This window comes from Pseudomonas sp. IAC-BECa141, assembly GCF_020544405.1.
In the GTDB taxonomy this organism is placed as follows: Bacteria; Pseudomonadota; Gammaproteobacteria; order Pseudomonadales; family Pseudomonadaceae; genus Aquipseudomonas.
On the sequence record NZ_CP065410.1, the window covers coordinates 2362375 to 2380629 of the forward strand.

21 protein-coding genes are annotated in these 18255 nt (G+C 61.7%); 11 read left to right on the forward strand and 10 right to left on the reverse strand.

Translation table 11 applies throughout. The features are described from left to right. The gene (locus I5961_RS10700) at positions 1-855 is read right to left on the reverse strand and encodes a MurR/RpiR family transcriptional regulator (RefSeq protein ID WP_085698650.1); all 855 of its coding nucleotides are present in this window, start codon (positions 853-855) and stop codon (positions 1-3) included. 207 nt (positions 856-1062) lie between these two features. Then, on the reverse strand, positions 1063-1308 hold the full coding sequence (locus I5961_RS10705) for a hypothetical protein (protein ID WP_227235644.1): 246 nt from the start codon (positions 1306-1308) through the stop codon (positions 1063-1065). Between I5961_RS10705 and I5961_RS10710 the strand changes: the two genes are divergently transcribed. After that, positions 1193-1750 (forward strand): histidine phosphatase family protein, encoded by a 558-nt coding sequence (locus I5961_RS10710; protein WP_227235578.1) that lies wholly within the window; start codon positions 1193-1195, stop codon positions 1748-1750. The two genes, I5961_RS10705 and I5961_RS10710, sit on opposite strands and share 116 nt — an antisense overlap. Next, complete coding sequence (gene cobF / locus I5961_RS10715) at positions 1747-2502, forward strand: precorrin-6A synthase (deacetylating) (RefSeq protein WP_227235176.1); 756 nt, start codon at positions 1747-1749, stop codon at positions 2500-2502. Before I5961_RS10710 ends, cobF begins: the two co-directional genes overlap by 4 nt. Here the strand turns inward: cobF and ftrA are convergent. Continuing rightward, positions 2471-3460, reverse strand: a complete 990-nt coding sequence (ftrA, locus tag I5961_RS10720; protein ID WP_227235178.1) for a transcriptional regulator FtrA — start codon at positions 3458-3460, stop codon at positions 2471-2473. The two genes, cobF and ftrA, sit on opposite strands and share 32 nt — an antisense overlap. Before the next feature lie 100 nt (positions 3461-3560). Between ftrA and I5961_RS10725 the strand changes: the two genes are divergently transcribed. The 4 genes from I5961_RS10725 (at position 3561) to I5961_RS10740 (ending at position 7052) form a co-directional block, all read left to right on the forward strand. Beyond that, positions 3561-3995 (forward strand): rhodanese-like domain-containing protein, encoded by a 435-nt coding sequence (locus I5961_RS10725; protein WP_085698654.1) that lies wholly within the window; start codon positions 3561-3563, stop codon positions 3993-3995. A gap of 254 nt (positions 3996-4249) precedes the next feature. After that, positions 4250-5029, forward strand: coding sequence for an ABC transporter substrate-binding protein (locus I5961_RS10730; RefSeq protein WP_085686295.1), 780 nt, complete (start codon positions 4250-4252; stop codon positions 5027-5029). Positions 5030-5156: 127 nt separating this feature from the next. Next, positions 5157-6269: a succinylglutamate desuccinylase/aspartoacylase family protein gene (locus I5961_RS10735; RefSeq protein WP_227235180.1), complete on the forward strand. Its 1113-nt coding sequence runs from the start codon at positions 5157-5159 to the stop codon at positions 6267-6269. A 66-nt stretch (positions 6270-6335) separates the two neighbouring features. Then, positions 6336-7052 (forward strand): alpha/beta hydrolase, encoded by a 717-nt coding sequence (locus tag I5961_RS10740; RefSeq protein ID WP_227235181.1) that lies wholly within the window; start codon positions 6336-6338, stop codon positions 7050-7052. Positions 7053-7055: 3 nt separating this feature from the next. Here the strand turns inward: I5961_RS10740 and I5961_RS10745 are convergent, their stop codons facing one another. Together I5961_RS10745 and I5961_RS10750 are read right to left on the reverse strand one after the other, a co-directional pair. Then, positions 7056-7622: a hypothetical protein gene (locus I5961_RS10745; RefSeq protein WP_227235183.1), complete on the reverse strand. Its 567-nt coding sequence runs from the start codon at positions 7620-7622 to the stop codon at positions 7056-7058. Between the two features lie 86 nt (positions 7623-7708). Continuing rightward, positions 7709-8482, reverse strand: coding sequence for a hypothetical protein (locus I5961_RS10750; protein WP_227235185.1), 774 nt, complete (start codon positions 8480-8482; stop codon positions 7709-7711). 147 nt (positions 8483-8629) lie between these two features. On the opposite strand from I5961_RS10750, the gene I5961_RS10755 reads away from it, so the two are divergent. Together I5961_RS10755 and I5961_RS10760 are read left to right on the forward strand one after the other, a co-directional pair. Beyond that, positions 8630-9169 (forward strand): chalcone isomerase family protein, encoded by a 540-nt coding sequence (locus tag I5961_RS10755; protein WP_227235186.1) that lies wholly within the window; start codon positions 8630-8632, stop codon positions 9167-9169. Positions 9170-9296: 127 nt separating this feature from the next. Continuing rightward, positions 9297-10565, forward strand: coding sequence for an Nramp family divalent metal transporter (locus I5961_RS10760; RefSeq protein WP_413541597.1), 1269 nt, complete (start codon positions 9297-9299; stop codon positions 10563-10565). A 114-nt stretch (positions 10566-10679) separates the two neighbouring features. On the opposite strand, the gene I5961_RS10765 is transcribed toward I5961_RS10760, so the two are convergent. Genes I5961_RS10765 through I5961_RS10775 form a run of 3 tightly spaced genes read right to left on the reverse strand, consistent with a single transcriptional unit; the run spans position 10680 to position 13261 of the window. Then, entirely contained in the window at positions 10680-11861 is a 1182-nt protein-coding gene (locus I5961_RS10765; protein WP_227235189.1) for an acetyl-CoA C-acetyltransferase, read from the reverse strand. An 11-nt stretch (positions 11862-11872) separates the two neighbouring features. Further along, positions 11873-12538, reverse strand: a complete 666-nt coding sequence (locus I5961_RS10770) for a CoA transferase subunit B (RefSeq protein ID WP_085704101.1) — start codon at positions 12536-12538, stop codon at positions 11873-11875. Positions 12539-12562: 24 nt separating this feature from the next. Beyond that, complete coding sequence (locus I5961_RS10775; RefSeq protein WP_085698663.1) at positions 12563-13261, reverse strand: CoA transferase subunit A; 699 nt, start codon at positions 13259-13261, stop codon at positions 12563-12565. Between the two features lie 268 nt (positions 13262-13529). Here I5961_RS10775 and I5961_RS10780 point away from each other — a divergent pair, with 268 nt between their 5' ends. Continuing rightward, positions 13530-14408 carry a LysR family transcriptional regulator gene (locus I5961_RS10780; RefSeq protein WP_085704107.1) on the forward strand — a complete coding sequence of 293 codons (879 nt, stop codon included), beginning with the start codon at positions 13530-13532 and terminating at the stop codon, positions 14406-14408. Here I5961_RS10780 and I5961_RS10785 read toward each other — a convergent pair. Together I5961_RS10785 and I5961_RS10790 are read right to left on the reverse strand one after the other, a co-directional pair. Then, positions 14392-15240 (reverse strand): NAD-dependent protein deacetylase, encoded by an 849-nt coding sequence (locus I5961_RS10785; protein ID WP_227235191.1) that lies wholly within the window; start codon positions 15238-15240, stop codon positions 14392-14394. The two genes, I5961_RS10780 and I5961_RS10785, sit on opposite strands and share 17 nt — an antisense overlap. Before the next feature lie 81 nt (positions 15241-15321). Beyond that, positions 15322-16368 (reverse strand): class I SAM-dependent methyltransferase, encoded by a 1047-nt coding sequence (locus I5961_RS10790; RefSeq protein ID WP_085698666.1) that lies wholly within the window; start codon positions 16366-16368, stop codon positions 15322-15324. Between the two features lie 305 nt (positions 16369-16673). Between I5961_RS10790 and I5961_RS10795 the strand changes: the two genes are divergently transcribed. Both I5961_RS10795 and I5961_RS10800 read left to right on the forward strand, forming a co-directional pair. Continuing rightward, positions 16674-17513, forward strand: coding sequence for a DUF692 domain-containing protein (locus I5961_RS10795; protein ID WP_085698667.1), 840 nt, complete (start codon positions 16674-16676; stop codon positions 17511-17513). Beyond that, positions 17506-18255, forward strand: a complete 750-nt coding sequence (locus I5961_RS10800; protein ID WP_227235192.1) for a DUF2063 domain-containing protein — start codon at positions 17506-17508, stop codon at positions 18253-18255. The genes I5961_RS10795 and I5961_RS10800 overlap by 8 nt, the downstream gene beginning before the upstream one ends.

Sequence of the window (18255 nt, forward strand, 5' to 3'; positions counted from 1 at the left end):
TTATTTATCCTCCAGCAAGTGGGTGTCGAAGTCGTTGCGCAGGGCATCGATACCTTCCAGGCGATCGGCCAGGTCCGGGCAGCGCAGGGTCAGGCAAGCGATCAGCGCTTCAACCTGAGCGAGCGCCGGAACCATGGTGTCGAACGGCGAAGCCGACTCCACCGGAGCGCTGATGATCATGTCGGCCAGTTCGCGCAGCGGCGAGGCATAGATGTCGGTGAACAGCACGACGCGGGCGTTGCCGTTTTTCGCGGCGCTGGCCACGCGCAAGGCCTGGGTCTGGTAGCGGCGATAGTCGAACACCAGCACCACGTCCTGGCGTTGCAGGTCGAACAGGCGATCCGGCAGCTGCGCGTTGTCCTCCAGCGCAAAACAGCCGGGGCGCAGCAGTCGCAAATGGTTGAGCAGGTAGGTCGCCATCAGACTGCTGAAGCGCCCGCCGAAGCAGTAGACCTGATGGCGGGTGTCGAGCAGCCAGTCGGCGAGGATCCGCACGTCTTCCGGTTGGGTCAGGGCCTGGGTTTCAGCCAGCAGGTTATGGCTGTGAGCCAGATAATGGCTCCAGGCATCGTCCTTGTTCTGATGCGAACGCGGCTGCAACAGCGTGCGCGGTGAGCGCAGTCGATGGTCCATATCGCTGAGCAGGGCGTCCTGGAATTCGGCGTATCCGCCGAAGCCGAGCTTTTTAACCAGCCGCACGATGGTCGGATCGCTGACGCCGGCATGTTCGGCCAGGCGCGCCATCGGGCCAAGCCCGTTGCGTGGATACTGATCGAGCAAGGCGCGAACGACTTTGCGCTCCGACGGCGTCAGATCAAGGCCGGGGTCGGTGATCAGGTCTCTTAGAGGGGGCATCCGGGCTCCTGCTGGATGGGGGGGTGTTGAATTCGCTTCATAATCCTTTAAAACAGTATTTATGTAACTGGCGCTACATGTCTAGCGAATTTTTTGGTGTTTAGACCGAGCCCCAAAATGGGGCGGGATGCCCGTAACGCAAGGGTTACACCGCTGTCGATCAGTCTTGTAGTCCATTGCCCATAGTGGTGTCAGACAATTGCACTTTCACACTTCAGGCCATCCGGTCGACTTGCTTGGAGCCTCCTGTTTTACGGCACAATTGCCGCTCCATCCGCGATTGCGTTGATGGTTGTCCTGTCTTCCAGCCGAGTGACTCCCCGTGCAGACCACCCGTTTGACATTGATCTGCCATGCCAGAACCGTCGCACAAAAATTGGCGTGTTTTCCTACGAACGAACCTGTTGAAGAAACGGAGTTGGCGTCCTGTTCGCTGGCTTCGCGTTTCGCCATGGCATCTCGTCTGATTTGTGGCCCGGAGCTGCGCAGCCGTCAGACGGCAGCGTGGTTTGGCCATGAAGCGCACGTCGATGAGGCCCTGCGTGATTGCGACTGGGGCCGGTGGCAAGGTCAATCGCTCAAGGACTTGCAACGAAACGAACCCGAGGCATTGCAAGCGTGGCTCGACGATCCGCACGCCGCACCCCATGGCGGTGAGTCGGTGGCACAGCTGCGTGAAAGGGTGGCCGCGTGGCTGGTTGCACTGCAAGCCACGCCGGGGCACGTGGTGGCGGTCACTCATCCGTTCGTGATTCGCGCTGCATTGATTCAGGTCGTGCAGGGCGAGGCGTTTCACAGCCTCGATGTCGAACCGCTGGCGGCGGTCGAGCTACGGTTTGCCGGGCGCTGGCGACTACGCTTGTCCGGCATGAACCTGGAAGGAGCAGAGCAATGAAGCGATTGCTGGTGATCGGCATCGGTGCCGGCAACCCGGACTACATCACGATGCAGGCGGTGAAGGCGCTGAACCGGGTGGACGTGTTTTTCCTGATGGACAAGGGCCAGAGCAAGGACAAGTTGATCGACCTGCGGCGAGAAATCTGCGAGCGCTATATCACCGATCGTACGTACCGTTTCGCCGAAGCCCACAGCCCTGAGCGCGAGCGCGGCGATGTGGACTACAACGCCAGTGTCGATGAGCTGAACCGTGCCAAGCAGCAAACCTTCGAACACCTGATCAATGACGAATTGCCTGACGGGCAGTGCGGCGGTTTTCTGGTGTGGGGCGATCCGGCGCTGTACGACAGCACGATTCGCATCCTGCAGGCGATTCTGGCCTCGGGGCGATGTGCGTTTGAATTCGAAGTCATTCCCGGCATTACCAGCGTTCAGGCCTTGGCGGCACAGCACAAGGTGCCGTTGAACACCATCGGTCGTTCGATTGAAATCACTACCGGCCGGCGCCTGGCAGCGGGGCAGGTGAGTGACACGGACAGTCTGGTGGTGATGCTCGATGCCGAAGATTCCTACCACCACGTGGCGGATCGGGAGACAGAGATTTACTGGGGCGCCTACCTCGGCACGCCGGATGAAATCCTTATCAAAGGCAAGCTCGGCGCTGTTGCCGATGAAATCGAACGGGTGCGCAAGGCTGCCCGGGCCGAGCATGGCTGGATCATGGACACCTATCTGTTGCGCAAGCCTTGACCTCCCGACCGAAGCGCTCGCGATACACCGACGGTGGCACCCCGACCACGCTGCGAAACGCCACACGAAAGCTTTCCACCGAGCGATAACCACAGCGCAGGGCGATCTGCTCGGTGTTCTGCGGCGTGCCTTCCAGCAACTCACGGGCCCGGGCCAGACGCTCGTGTTGCAACCAGGCCTTGGGTGACTGGCCGCTGGCCTCCGTGAATTTGCGCAGGAAGGTGCGTTCGCTCATCGCCGCTTCGCTGGCCAGATCGCGCACCTCCAGCGGTTCATGCAGGCGCTCGCGGGCCCACTGCATCACGCGCGACAGGTCGCTGCGCGGCGTCGGGCTGACTGGGGTGGGAATGAATTGCGCCTGGCCGCCGGTGCGCTGCGGCGACATCACCAGCCGTCGTGCCACCGCGTTTGCGATCTGGGTGCCGAAGTCCCGCGCCACCAGATGCAGGCAGGCGTCGATCCCGGCTGCACTGCCGGCCGAAGTAATCAACTGGCCGGAATCGACGTAAAGCACATCCGGGTCGACATCAATGGCCGGAAAGCGCTCGGCCAGTTCTGTGGTGTAGCGCCAGTGAGTGGTGGCGCCATGACCGTCGAGCAGGCCGCTGGCTGCCAGCACAAAGACGCCCGAGCAGATCGACAGCAACCGGGCGCCGCGTGAATGCGCATCACGCAAGGCTTCGAGCAAGGCCTCCGGCACTGGCGCACTGCGGTCGCGCCAGCCGGGAATGATGATGGTGCGCGCCTCTGCCAACAGCTCAAAACCGCCATCGGCCAGCACCTGAATACCGCCCATGGCGCGCATCGGGCCTTGATCGACCGCCGCAATGCAGTGCTCGTACCACGGGAAATCGAACTCCGGCCTGGCCAGGCCGAAGATCTCCACGGCGATACCGAACTCGAATGTGCAGAGGCCGTCGTAGGCCAGAATTGCGACCAATCCAGGTGAATCAGGCATTTGGCGGAAAATTCCCGGTGAGTGTCTTGTGCGCCACTGTAGCGGCAAGCGACGGCTCGATAAAGTCTGTTCATCCCCACAGACGAAGGAGTGATTCAACATGCCCAGCCTGGTTCGCGAAATTCCTGCAGCGCCTTCGGCCGTTGCCCTGATGCATTTCAGCAACCGTCTGACTTTCGAAACCGACTGTTCCGACGTCTTCAGCAGCCAGCAGGCTGGCGAGGTCGATTTTGTCCTGGTAGACGTGCGCGGGCCGCTGGCCTTCGAGCGTGGGCATGTGCCGGGGGCAATCAATATTCCCGGGCGTTTGCTGACGGCGGAGGGGCTGGTGGCCTACTCGAAAAACACGCTTTTCGTGGTCTATTGCGCCGGTCCCCATTGCAATGGCGCCAATAAGGCCGCGGTGAAGTTGGCGGCGTTGGGTTATCCGGTCAAGGAGATGATCGGCGGGGTGACCGGATGGCTGGATGAAGGCTTCCAGTTGAGTGTTGCGACACCACGCGCCGCCACCGCCCCGATCGCTTGCGATTGCTGATAATCGGAAAGTTGCCGCTTTGGCGGCAGCTTTTGTCGGCTTTGTCCTACAAGGCTTGCACCGCTCTGGCGCACGCTTTTCCCATGTGACGGCAGTCGCCGATTTTCTGTAAGTATTTGTCGCTTAAAAACAATTTGCCCCGTGCGCGCCGCCATAGACTGCCGGCCACTTCGGTTTCTTTGCGCGACACAGCCCAAGGCCGAACCTGACAATCGAAAGCTGCCAATAAAAGCCTCCGCACACGGGAGTAATAAATGAAAAAGCTGGTTATGTTCGGTGCCCTGGCACTGTCGATGTTGTCCCTGACCGCCGTGGCCGAAGACGCCAAACCGATCCGTATCGGTATCGAAGCCGGTTACCCGCCATTCTCGATGAAAACCCCTGACGGCAAACTGGCCGGTTTCGACGTGGACATCGGCGATGCGCTGTGTGAGCAGATGAAAGTCAAATGCACCTGGGTCGAGCAAGAGTTCGACGGCCTGATCCCGGCGCTGAAAGTGAAGAAGATCGACGCGATCCTGTCCTCGATGACCATCACTGACGACCGCAAGAAAAACGTCGATTTCACCATCAAGTACTACCACACCCCGGCGCGCTTCGTGATGAAGGAAGGCTCTGGCGTGAAAGACCCGCTGGTCGAACTCAAAGGCAAGAAAGTCGGCGTGCTGCGCGCCAGTACCCACGACCGTTACGCCACCGAAGTGCTGGTGCCGGCCGGCATCGAGCTGGTGCGTTATGGCTCGCAGCAGGAAGCCAACCTGGACATGGTCTCCGGTCGTATCGACGCGATGCTGGCCGACTCGGTCAACCTGAGCGACGGCTTCCTGAAAACCGATGCCGGCAAAGGCTTTGAATTCGTCGGCCCGACCTACGAAGACGCCAAGTACTTTGGTGGTGGCGCCGGTATCGCAGTGCGTAAAGGCGATACCGAGCTGGCAGAGAAATTCAACACGGCCATCAATGAAATCCGCGCCAACGGCAAGTACAAGCAAGTGCAGGACAAGTACTTCGACTTTGACGTGTACGGCCATTAATACGCCGTAGAAAAAGTGGCCCCGTTGACGCGGTGGCCACTTTTTTTTCGCCCGTGATTTATCCTGTCAGCACATTTTCAATGTGATCACTGCGTTGGCAGCGACCACAGAATTTCCGGAGTTCCCCATGCAACGCATCGACCATCTTCTGCCCTGGAGCCACCTGGGCAGCGAACGTTCCCTGAGCGTGTTCCGTTACGGCGCCGGCCCGCGCAAGGTCTACATCCAGGCCAGCCTGCACGCCGATGAACTGCCGGGCATGCGCACCGCATGGGAGCTGAAAAAGCGCCTGGCCGAACTGGAAAGCAACGGCCAGTTGCAAGGCGTGGTCGAACTGGTGCCGGTGGCCAACCCGATCGGCCTCGATCAGCATCTGCAAGGAAGCCACATGGGGCGCTTCGAGCTGGGCAGCGGCAAGAACTTCAACCGCTCCTTCGTCGAACTCAGTGCGCCGGTGGCCGAGCGTATCGGCGAGCAGTTGGGCGGTGATGCCCAGGCCAACATTGCGTTGATCCGCCAGACCATGGGCCAGATCCTCGACGAACTGCCAGCGCCAGCCTCGCAACTGGAAGCGCTGCACCGTCTGTTGCTGCGCCACGCCTGTGAGGCCGACATCACCCTCGATCTGCATTGCGATTTCGACGCGGCTATTCACATCTACGCATTGCCGCAACACTGGCCGCAGTGGCAATCCCTCGCCGCACGCCTGAAGGCTGGCGTGGCACTGTTGTGTGAAGATTCCGGCGGCAGTTCGTTCGACGAGTCCTGCTCCTCGCCGTGGTTGCGCCTGGCCCGGGCCTTCCCGAACGCTGCGATTCCACCGGCCAACCTCGCCACCACCCTGGAACTGGGCAGCATGGGCGACACCCGCGTCGATCAGGCTCAGGCCAATTGCGAGGCGATCCTGGGCTTTTTGGCCGAGCAGGGCTTCATCAGCGGCGAATGGCCGAAGGCGCCGCAAGCCTGCTGCGAAGGCATGCCGTTCGAAGGCACCGAATACCTGTTCGCCCCGCACCACGGCGTGGTGAGTTTCCTGCGCGATGCCGGTGAATGGGTCGAGCGCGGCGATGCGCTGTTCGAAGTGGTCGACCCGTTGAACGACCGCGTGACCACCGTGCGCGCCGGCACCAGCGGCGTGTTGTTCGCCATCGATCGCGGTCGCTACACCCAGCCGGGTATCTGGCAGGCGAAAGTGGCGGGGCGCGAGCCGATCCGGGCGGGCAAGCTGATCAACGACTGATACCCCGTCATCCGGATCACAGTGTTAGGCTCTGCCCCGAACCCTGCACTGTGTGAAGGAAGGCTTATGTTGAAGGTGTTTGCGCTGTTGACGCTGCTGGCGTCCACTGCTGTTCAGGCTCAGACCTCGCTGCAAAACGATCTGCCGCTCAACTACCTGGCCCAGGTGCACCCGGACGCCGAACAGCGTCCGCTGGTGATTTTCCTGCACGGCTATGGCAGCAACGAAGCGGACTTGATCGGCATGAAATTCCAGTTGCCCAAGCAGTTCAACTACCTGTCGGTGCAGGCACCGATGGCATTGGGAGAAGGGCGTTTCCAGTGGTTTCGCAAGAAAGGCGAAGGCGCCTACAACGGCGAGACCGATGATCTGAAGGCCAGCAGCCAGAAACTGCGGGCCTTTATCGCCGCTGCGGCGCAGAAATATCACGCGCTACCGGACAAGGTGTACCTGATCGGCTTCAGCCAGGGCGCGATGATGACCTACGAGGTCGGGCTGCGGCAGCCGGCGGTGGTGGCCGGCATCGCCGCGTTGAGCGGGCGAGTGTTGCCGGTGCTCAAGGGTGAGCTGAAGTCAGAGCAACAGCATCCGCCGCTGGCGATCTTCATTGGCCATGGCACGGCGGATGACCGCGTGCCTTACAGTGGCGCCACAGCGGCCAAAGAGCTGCTGGAGACGCTGGATTACAAACCGCAACTTCATGCCTACCCCGGCGTTGGCCACAGTATCAGTGCGGCCGAACTGCGGGATCTGAACGACTGGCTGCAGCAACTCAATCCCTGAGCATCACTTTTCCTTGAGGATGGTTTTCACCAGCGCCTCGTGACCGCTCTTGTCGCTGACCCGGGAAATTACCTGGACCAGCGCCATGCGCGTGCCGGAGCCGGCCAGCAATGTGGTGTTGAGAGTCTGGCCGCCGCCCTGGGTGGCGGTGCTGTCGACCTGACGCAAGCCCAGGCCATTGCCTTTGCGGGTCAGGCTCTTTTCGCTGAGTTTGTTGAAGTCGGGCATCGCCTTGTGCTGGGCATCGATGAAATCGGACACCGTGCCGTCGAGGAACGCGCTGTCGTTGTCCTTGACGTTTTTGCCTTCGGGAATCTGGTTTTCGGCGACGATGACCACAGTCTTGGTGGCGTCGTTGCTGTACATGGTGCCCTTGGCACCGGTCGGCCCGGCTGGCAGCGGGTCGCCGACGAAACCTTTGGGCAGAACAAAACTGAACTTGCCGTCGAGCATCGAGACTTTCTCGGTGACAGCCTTCTCTTTGGCCTTGGCTGCCTGAGCATTGACGGCGCCGAAACCGGCCACCGCCGCCAGCAACAGGACGACGGCTTTCTTGCTAAGCAATGACATTCGAATCTCCGAGGGATGGTCGCGCTTGGGCGGCGATCATCCCATGGAGCGTGCCCGGCACTCCAGCGCGGTTTGTCCGGTCGGGGTCAGTTCGGTGACGGTGCCGGCGCCGGTCTGGCCAACAGTTGCCGGGTGACGCCCAGCATCGCCACCGAAACGGCCACCGCCACCACGAAACCGCCGAAACCCAGGCTTGGAACCGTCAGCGCCAACACCAGACAAAACGCCGAAAACGAATACATCCCCGTCGCCGTCGCTCGCAACAATGCGGCGGTAAATGCCGGGCCCCGGGTCTGCTGGGAAAACACCGCCATCACGCTGCCCAACACCGGGAACACCGCGAGCAGACCGCTCCAGCGCTCGCCGACGGTACTGGCCAGCATCGTCACTACCAGCGTCAATGCCGCCCCGGCGATCATCCGCCAGACCAGTTTGTCCGACTTCGGCGCCGGACCGCCGACCACCGGTTGCACCTTGGGAAACAGGTAAGGCGCAGCAAGAAGGGCGGTCGCAGCGGCAGCGATGGAGAAGGGCAGCGACGCCGGAATCAGCGACAGGATCAGCGCCAACACGGCCCAGACCGATAAAGAAACAACCAATGCCAACGGCCAGTTGGCGCGCTGAGCAACCTGCGCGTAAGTGACACAAAACGCGATCATCGCAAACATGGCCGACAGCGCCGCAATCGCCGATTGCGCGGCGAACGCCGGTCCTTGCTCGATGGCGAGGAAAAACAGAATCGGCCCGACCACCACCGGCAATCCCGACAGCCACCCGGCGACACTGGGGCCCCAACGCTTGCCGGCGAGGGAAATCATCAGCAGGAAACCGGGAATCAGCAGCAGTTTGAGGATCAGCACGCAGGTCGCTCCATCGGGTCAATGGGGGCCACGTTAGCACTGTCGTTGGTGGATTGCTGCAAATGCATGCAATAAATGTATACAAAGTGTCGGGCGTAATCGCCGACTATGCTCTGACTATCAGGGTTTACCGGAGTCATTACCGCGATGAGCAGAACACCGAAGGTGTTGAGTGGATGTTGCGGAATCGGCTTGTGGGCGCTGTTGCTGACGCCGACCTGGGCCAGTTGGCAGGATGCGGTGCCGGGTGCGCAGATCATCGGCACCGGGGATTTCAGTGTGTTCGGTTTCGACATTTATAACGCTCGGCTGTGGAGTGCCGCGCGTCCACTGGCCGACGGTCAGCCCTTTGCCCTGGAATTGATCTACCGGCGCAACGTGTCCCGCGATGATCTGGTCAAGGCCAGTGTCGATGAGATCAAACGCCTGGCCGGTTCTTCCATCAGCCCGGCGCAATTGGCGCTCTGGCAGGCCCAGATGCAGCAATCGTTCGTCGACGTCCAGGCCGGCACGCGGATCACCGGGGTGTATCTGCCGGGGCAGGGCGCGCGGTTTTTTGTCGGTCAACAGTTGCAGCATGAAATCGATGATCCGCAGTTTGCCCGGGCGTTTTTCGACATCTGGCTCGACCCGCGCACGCGCAGTCCCCAGTTGCGCCAGCAGTTGCTTGGCAATGCGAAACCCTGAGCGCAGCACATCTGCTCTTGGGCACGCCGACTGAAACGTCTAAGCTGCGTCTTTCGACTTGTTTCTGGATGTGTGCGTGAAATTCAGCTTGCCCAAAATCGCCACGGCGCCGTTCTGCCCGCCGGAGGTGGCCGGCAGTGTCCCGGTCGACCCCAATGCCTCGTTCTTCAAGCGCGTGTTGCGTTTTGCCGGCCCCGGTCTGCTGGTGTCGATCGGCTACATGGACCCGGGCAACTGGGCCACCGCGATCGAGGCCGGTTCGCGTTTCGGTTACAGCCTGTTGTTCGTGGTGTTGCTGGCGAGCCTGTCGGGCATGGTCGTGCAATGTCTGTGTTCGCGGCTGGGTATTGCCACAGGGCGTGACCTGGCGCAGCTGTCCCGCGAGCGTTACAGCACTCCGACTGCGCGGCTGCAATGGGTGCTGGCGGAAATCTCGATCATCGCGACAGACCTGGCAGAAGTACTCGGCTGCGCGCTGGCGTTTCACTTGCTGCTGGGTTGTTCGCTGACATTCGGTATCGCGCTGACAGCGTTCGATACGTTGCTGGTGCTGGCCCTGCAAAACCGTGGCTTCCGCCGACTGGAAGCGATCATGCTGGTGCTCGTGGGCACCATCGGCGCGTGTTTCTTCGTTGAATTGCTGCTGATCAAACCGTACTGGCCAGACGTCGCCCGAGGTTTCAAACCGTCACTGTCGGCGATCAGCGATGCGGCGCCGTTGTATCTGGCCATCGGCATCCTCGGCGCCACCGTCATGCCGCACAACCTGTACCTGCACACTTCGATCGTGCAGACGCGGCTGATCGGCAAGGACCTTGCCAGCAAGCAGGACGCGGTAAAACTGGCGCGCATCGACACCATCGGTTCGCTGGCGCTGGCGTTGCTGGTCAACGCGGCGATCCTGATTCTCGCGGCGGCAGCCTTCCATCAGTCCGGGCACACCGATGTAGTCGATATTCAGGACGCCTATCACTTGCTCGACCCGCTGGTGGGCGGCGCGCTGGCCAGCGTGCTGTTCGGTGTGGCGTTGCTGGCTTCGGGGCAGAGTTCGACCTTCACCGGCACCATCGCCGGACAAGTGATCATGGAAGGCTATCTGAACCTGCGCATTCCCTGCTGGCAGCGACGCCTGATCACCCGCGGACTGGCGCTGATTCCGGCGTTCATCGGCGTATGGCTGATGGGGGACGGCGCGGTGGGCAAGTTGCTGGTGCTGAGCCAGGTGGTGTTAAGCCTGCAATTGCCGTTTGCGCTGTATCCGCTGATTCGCATGACCAATGACAAACAGCTGATGGGGCCGTTTGTGAACCGGTTGCCTACCAAGGTTCTGGCGTGGGGATTGTTTGCGGTGATCAGCGGAGCCAATGCGTGGCTGATTCTGCAAATGGCCGTCTGATTCGCTGAACCGCAGGCGAAAAAATACCCGGTGCGACGTGAGCCGTACCGGGTTTGTTGCCAACGGGCAGTGGATGTCGTGGATCCGCCGCCCGCTGTTGAACCTGTTTTGCGCTTACGCGCGTTCCAGCGCCAGGGCCACGCCTTGACCACCACCGATGCACAGGGTCGCCAGACCTTTTTTCGCATCACGCTTGATCATTTCGTGCAGCAGAGTCACCAGCACACGGCAGCCCGATGCACCGATCGGGTGACCGAGGGCGATGGCGCCGCCGTTGACGTTGACCTTGTCCAGATCCCATTGCAGATCCTTGGCCACCGCCAGCGATTGCGCGGCGAAGGCTTCGTTGGCTTCGATCAGGTCGAGTTGGCCGATGCTCCAGCCAGCCTTGTCCAGGCAGCGGCGAGTGGCGGAAACCGGGCCGATGCCCATGATCGCCGGGTCGACGCCCGCATTGGCGTAGGCGGCGATTTTCGCCAGCACCGGCAGGCCCAGGGCCTTGGCTTTTTCGGCGCTCATCAGAATGACCGCAGCCGCGCCGTCGTTCAGCGACGAAGCGTTGCCGGCGGTGACGCTGCCGTCCTTCTTGAACGCTGGACGCAGTTTGGCCAGGGATTCAGCGGTAGTGTCGCCGCGGGGCTGTTCGTCAACCTTGAACGCCACCGGATCGCCTTTGCGCTGCGGGATCAGGATTGGGGTGATTTCATCGACAAAACGACCGGTCTCGATGGCCGCGGCGGCTTTCTGTTGCGATGCGGCAGCGAAGGCGTCCTGCTGCTCGCGGCTGATCTCGTATTTCTCGACCAGGTTCTCGGCAGTGATGCCCATGTGGTAATCGTTGAACGCATCCCACAGACCATCGCTGATCATGGTGTCGACGATTTGCGCGTGACCCATGCGCAGACCGGTTCGTGCGCCCGGCATCACATAGTTGGCCAGGCTCATGTTTTCCTGGCCGCCGGCAATGATCACGTCCGCGTCGCCGCAACGGATCGCCTGTGCGCCGAGGTGCAGGGCCTTGAGGCCCGAGCCGCAGACCTTGTTCAGGGTCATGGCCGGAACGGCGTGGGGCAGGCCGGCCTTGATCGCCGACTGGCGCGCCGGGTTCTGGCCGGCGCCGGCGGTCAACACCTGGCCCATGATGACTTCATCGACCTGAGCACCGTCCAGACCGGTCTGCTCAAGCAACTGGCGGATGACCGCTGCGCCCAGATCCACGGCGGAGACGGTGGCCAGCGAACCCTGGAAACTGCCGATCGCGGTACGCGTGGCGGCAACAATGACGACGTCTTGCATTTTCGAATTCCTCACTCGGCAGCGAACTGCATTTCCGGTACGTGATCCGGGACGACAAGCTTACCAGCGGTTTTAGCGACGATTTCCTCGACGCTGACGCCAGGTGCGCGTTCCTTGAGGACAAAAGCGCCATTTTCGATTTCCAGGTACGCCAGGTCGGTCAGTACACGCTTGATGCAACCGGCGCCGGTCAGCGGCAGGCTGCACTGGCTCAGCAACTTGGACTCACCGTCCTTGGACGCGTGGGTCATGATCACGATGATGTTGTCGGCGCCGGCCACCAGGTCCATCGCACCGCCCATGCCCTTGACCAGTTTGCCGGGGATCATCCACGAGGCGATGTTGCCTTGTACGTCCACTTCGAACGCGCCGAGTACGGTCAGGTCGACGTGGCCGCCGCGGATCATCGCGAAGGATTCGGCGGAGTTGAAGATCGATGCGCCGATACGCGCGGTCACCGTTTGTTTGCCGGCGTTGATCATGTCGGCGTCGATGGTTTCTTCAGTCGGGAAAGGGCCCATGCCGAGCAGACCGTTTTCCGATTGCAGCATGACTTCCATGCCTTCGGGGATGTAGTTGGCGACCAGGGTCGGAATGCCGATGCCGAGGTTCACATAGAAGCCGTCCTGCATTTCGCGGGCGACGCGTTGAGCCATTTGTTCGCGGGTAAGTGCCATGTTCTTGTTCTCCGTCAGCCTGGATTATTTGCGGATGGTGCGTTGTTCGATGCGTTTTTCGAACGTGCCGCAAATGACCCGGTCGACGTAGATGCCGGGCGTGTGGATGTGTGCCGGATCCAGTTCGCCGGGTTCGACGATTTCTTCGACTTCGACCACGGTGATCTTGCCGGCGGTGGCGGCCAGCGGGTTGAAGTTCTGGGCGGTGTGGCGGTAGATGACGTTGCCGAAGTGGTCGGCTTTCCAGCCTTTGACGATGGCGAAGTCGCCGGTGATGGACTCTTCCATCAGGTACTTGCGACCGTGGAATTCACGCACTTCCTTGCCTTCGGCGACCGGGGTGCCGACGCCGGTGGCGGTGAAGAAGGCCGGGATGCCGGCGCCGCCTGCGCGCATTTTTTCGGCAAGGGTGCCTTGCGGGGTCAGGACGACTTCGATGTCGCCCTTGAGCAGTTGCTCTTCGAACAGTTTGTTTTCGCCGACGTAGGAAGCGACCACCTTGCGGATCTGACGGTCGGTCAGCAGCACGCCGAGGCCGAAGCCATCGACGCCGCAGTTGTTGGAAACGACGGTGAGGTCACGGGTGCCCTTGCGCTTGATCTCGGCGATCAGGTTTTCCGGAATGCCGCACAGGCCGAAGCCGCCGGCGATCACGGTCATGCCGTCTTCAAGACCTGCCATGGCTTCCTCGTAGGAATACACGCGCTTGTCGAAACCTGCCATATGCACCTCTTTTATTGTTTGTCGGGCGGCTGGCTAGCCGAATGGTTGGAGTGTCGCGCTGGAGGATATATTTGTTAAGTTGATTTTTAAGGTTGATTGATTGATAAAGCTCAATATTGGCCTCGTTGATCGTTCCCACGCTCTGCGTGGGAATGCCTCCGGGGACGCTCCGCGTCCCAGTGACGCGGAGCGTCACGGGCTGCGTTACCACGCAGAGCGTGGGAACGATCAATGAGGTGTTCAGCTTAGTCCCTTGAGTGAATCGTTCATGACCATCAAGCAGATCCGCGCCTTTCTCGCCGTGGCCCAGAGCCTGAGCTTCGCCGTGGCTTGCGAGCGCCTGCACCTGTCGCAATCGGCGTTGAGCCTGACCATCAAGGCGCTGGAAGAGGGGCTGGGCGGGCGTCTGTTCAGCCGCAACACCCGCAACGTGGCGCTGACCCCTGAAGGGGAATCGCTGTTGCCGCTGGCCCGGCGCCTGATCGCCGACTGGGACAACGCCGAAGACGAAATGCGCCAGCGCTTCAGCCTGCAGCGCGGGCGCGTCACGCTGGCGGCGATGCCGTCGTTTGCCGGCAACCTGCTGCCGCCGATCCTCAAGACCTTCCGCGCGCGTTATCCGAACGTCAACGTCACGGTCAACGACGTGATCAATGAGCAAGTGCTGGAAATGGTCCGTGATCGTCAGGTCGAACTTGGCGTGGCGTTTGAGCCGATGCAGAACACTTCGCTGAGCTTCACGCCGCTTTACCGGGATCGTTTCGTCGCGGTGGTGCCGCAGGATTCGCCGCTGGCGGGGCGCAGTGACATTGACTGGCAGACGTTGCTGCAGGAACCGTTCATCACCCTGCAACGACCGTCCACGGTGCGGGTGATGCTGGAAGAACACTTGCAGGCCCGAGGGATGAAACTGCCGGTGGAGTTTGAAAGCCATCAACTGGCGACGGTGGGGCGGATGGTGGCGAGCGGACTGGGCGTCAGTGCGGTGCCGGCATTGTGTGCCGGGCAGATGCGCGAACTGGGCGCGCATTGCCTGACCTTGCACGAGCCGGTGGTGGAGCGGGCGATTGGCGTGCTGACGGATTCGGGTAATGAATTGTCGGCAGCGGCTCAGGCGTTGTTCGACATCCTTAAGGCTGAGCATTGAGGCGTTGTGCCAATAGCGGCAGCAACTGTTCGCACGACCCCTCAATCTTCAAATCCAGCAACTCATCCGCCCGGGTCTTCCCCAGATTGATCGCAATCAGCGGTTTGCCCCGATCCGCAATCACCCGGCACAGGCGAAACGCCGAATAGGCCATCAGCGACGAGCCGACCACGAGCATCCCGGCGGCATTTTCCGCCAGCGCCATGGCCCGCGCCGCCGTCGGTTGCGCCACGTTTTCACCAAAAAACACCACGTCCGGCTTCATCCGTTCGCCTGCGCAATGCGGACAATGCGGCACCTGGAACCGCGCCTCGAAGGCCGGGTCGAGCAAGGTATCGCCGTCCGGTGCCTGCACGGCATCGACACCCGCCAGGTAAGGGTTCTGCGTTTCCATCAATTGCTGAATCGAGTCCCGCTCGCTGCGCTGGCCGCAATCCAGACATAACACCCGATGCAGGCTGCCGTGCAGTTCGATGACATCGTGACTGCCGGCCTGATCGTGCAGGGTGTCGACATTCTGGGTGATCAATCCGCCAATCCGCCCCTGGCTTTGCAGGCTGGCCAGCGCGTCATGGGCAGCGTTCGGCCGTGCCTGGCGCACGCGCGGCCAGCCGAGCATGGCCCGGGCCCAATAGCGCCGGCGCGATTGCGGGGCGGCGAGGAATTCCTGGTACATCATCGGCTGCCGGCCACGGCGCACACCGTCGGTGTCGCGGTAGTCCGGGATGCCCGACGGCGTGCTGATACCGGCGCCGGTCAGCACAATGAAGTCGCCGTCGGCCATGGCCTGTTGCAGATAATCGAGTGGGTCGACGAAGGGACGGTCGAGCATGATCAGCGCTCCGCAGGCTGTAAGTGCCTTGCAGGTTAGCACCGACGGACGCCTCTTTTCAGAGGCGTCCGCTGCCCGAGGTTACTTTCTCGCCTCCAGAATCAGGTTGAACGGCGTCTGCGTTGCCCGCCGGAAGTGTTTGAAGCCGGCTTCGGTGAACACTTTGCGCAAGCGCGACTCGCCCGCCTGCGCACCGAGGCCGAGGCCCACTTCCTGGGACAGCGAGTTTGGCGTGCAGATGAACGTTGAGGCGGCGTAGAACAAACGCCCGACCGGCGTGATGTTTTCGTCCAGGGTGTCGTTGGCAAACGGCTCGACCAGCAGCACCGTGCCGTCGTCCTTCAAACAATCGTAGGCATGCTTCGCCGCACCGACCGGGTCGCCCATGTCGTGCAGGCAGTCGAAATAACAGATCAGGTCATAGTCATCGCCGGGATAGCTTTTCGCCGTGCCCTGGAAGAACCGCGCGCGACTGCTGACCCCGCCTTCTTCGGCCCGTTGGGTGGCGACGGTGATCGAAGGCGCGTGATAGTCGAAGCCAACGAACCGCGAGTTGGGATACGCCTGAGCCATGATCACCGTGGACGCTCCGTGCCCACAGCCCACATCGGCGACCTTGGCGCCTTCTTCAAGTTTGGCCACCACGCCGTTCAGCGACGGCAACCATTCGGCAATCAAATGCCCCTTGTAGCCTGGCCGGAAGAAGCGCTCGGTGCCGGTGAACATGCACGGATGGTGATCGCCCCAGGGCAGGGCGCCGTTGCCGCGCATGGCTTTGACCAGTTTGTCCTTGTCATGGAAAAACGACGCCACCACGCCGAGCCCGCCGGCCACGTACACCGGCGAATCTTCCTTGGCCAGGGCCAGCGCCTGTTCTTCCGGCAGACGGAATTTGCCGTCGTGGTGTTCCATATAGCCGGACGCCGCGTGGGCGCTCAGCCATTCGCGTACCAGTCGCGGATTGCAGGTGGTTTTTGCAGCGAGGGACTCGGGACTGATCGGCTGACTGTCGGCCATTGCCCGGTAGAGGCCGAGTTCTTCGCCGACAATGACATTGGCCAGCATCGCCGCGCCACCCATGTCGTTGACCAGTTTGCCCATGAATTCGTTGAGTCTGGCCTCGTCCATTTCATGTGCTCCTTTGACAGGATCACAGTCCGGTGGCGGTGGGGTGTCGAGGCATTCACCACCGGGCGGTGGTCGTGGAAACGGGCAGGGCGACACTGCTGTCCTGCGGCCCCCTCGACTGGGTACTGATTGAGTCTAGCCGCTGTTGGAATCCGTGGTGGTCATGTATCGCTGTGTATCTCTGTGGCTGTTGGATACACAAGGTGCCAATTGTGCCGGCGGTCGAACACAGCAGCGACACAGTGGGCGCATTAACTGCAATGGTCAGTCGCTGATCTGGCGGCTCCCAAGCAGAGTACTTGCCCATGCAGATTCCCCATCCCACCTTGCAGGCCAGCGTCGGGCTCGGCCTGCGTCGCGGCCTGATGAAAGACCTGCAAGCCGCGCGCACCGGCGATTTTGACTTTCTTGAGGTCGCCCCGGAAAACTGGATCGGCGTCGGCGGAGCCCATGGCGCTGCACTGCGCGAGCTGGCCGAGCGATATCCGTTGTCCTGCCACGGGCTGTCGTTGTCGCTCGGTGGTTCGGCGCCGCTGGACGTCGGTTTCCTCCGGGAAGTGCGGGCCTTTCTCGATCATCACAAAGTGCCGTTGTACAGCGAACACCTGAGCTATTGCAGCGACGACGGTCATCTCTATGATCTGCTGCCGTTGCCGTTCACCGAAGAGGCGGTGCACCACGTCGCCGCGCGGATCCGCCAGGCCCAGGACATTCTCGGCCGGCGACTGGCGGTGGAAAATGTTTCCTACTACGCCGCCCCCCGGCAGGACATGAACGAAGTGACCTTCACCAACGCCGTGCTGCGTGAGGCCGATTGCGACCTGCTGCTGGACGTCAACAACGTCTACGTCAATTCGATCAACCATGGTTTCGACCCGCAGGCATTTCTGGCCGCCATTGAACCGGGCCGGGTCGTCGGCATGCACGTGGCGGGGCACTTTGATGAGTCCGACACGCTGAAAATCGACACCCATGGCGCCTCGGTCAAACCGGTGGTCTGGTCGTTGCTGGCCGACGCTTATGCCCGATTTGGCGCGCAGCCGACGCTGTTGGAGCGGGATTTCAATTTCCCGGCGTTTTCTGAACTGGTGGCCGAACTGCAAACCATCCGCCGCCTGCAAACCGAAGGAGCCCCGCGTGGATAATCTTCTGCTGCAACAACAGGCCCTGACCCGCTATCTGCGCGATCCAGAGCACGAAGCGCCGCCGGCCGGCATGAACGCGGCGCGGGTCGATGTCTATCGCGACCTGGTGTTCAACAACGTCTCGCAACTGCTGGGCAGCACGTTTCCGGTGCTGATCCGGATCATCGGCCAGGAGCGCTGGCGCACATTGATTCGTGGCTTCCTGCGGGACTACCGCGCGCAGACACCGAAATTCGGCGAGATCGCCGAGGAGTTCGTCAGCTATCTCGCCTCGGAACCTGCCGTGTTGAACGCGGGCGGGTGGCCGGCGTTTCTGGTGGAACTGGCGCATTACGAATGGGTGGAAATGGTGTTGCAGCAGTCCGACGCCGAAGCCTTGCCTGCGAGTGATCCGGCGCATTTGCTGGAGCGGTCGTTGCAGGTGTCGGCGCTGGCCTGGCCGTTGGCTTACACCTGGCCGGTGCAGATGCTCGGGCCGGACTATCAACCGGCCACGCCGCCGGCTCAACCGACGCTTTTGCTGGTGCGGCGCACGACGGACTGGAGCGTGAAATTTTCCGAGTTGAGCCCGCTGGCCTGGCGGTTGTTGCAGCGGATCGAGGAGTTCCCGTTGCTGAGCGGTCGCGAGCAACTGCAAGGGTTGGCGCTGGAGGCGGGATTGCCGGGAACGGTGTCGTTCATGGACAGCGGCCTGGCGTTGTTGCGGCAGCTGCATGAAGACCGGGTGATCGGCATTGTCTGA